This window comes from Pseudomonas reactans, assembly GCF_013387025.1.
Classification (GTDB): Bacteria; Pseudomonadota; Gammaproteobacteria; order Pseudomonadales; family Pseudomonadaceae; genus Aquipseudomonas; species Aquipseudomonas reactans.
In genome coordinates, this window is sequence record NZ_JACAQP010000167.1 from 1 (window position 1) to 335 (window position 335).

1 protein-coding gene is annotated in these 335 nt (G+C 47.8%); it reads right to left on the bottom strand.

Annotated elements, in window-relative coordinates; genetic code table 11:
* Positions 1–283: ribonuclease H family protein (locus HX793_RS31820; RefSeq protein ID WP_368855659.1), on the bottom strand; the 283-nt coding region annotated here is incomplete at its 3' end.
* Positions 284–335 lie beyond the last annotated feature (52 nt).

Sequence of the window (335 nt, forward strand, 5' to 3'; positions counted from 1 at the left end):
AGGCAAACACGATCGCTGCAAGCTCTAAATCATGAGCTGTGTACTTTTTCTCTGGATCTTTCAGCTGTCTGGAAGCGTATGCTATAACCTTCCCTCTTTGCATCAACACACAGCCAAGACCCCGATGCGAGGCATCGCTGTACACTTCAAAGTCTTCTGTCCCATCTGGTAGCGTAAGGACAGGCGCGTTACACAACTTCTCTTTCAATGTAGCGAAAGCTCTTTCTTGTTCCTCTTGCCATCTGAATTTCTCCTCTTTCCGGGTTAGTCGTGTAAGTGGCACTGCTATACAGGAGAACTCTTGAATGAATCGCCGGTAATACCCAGCAAGACCG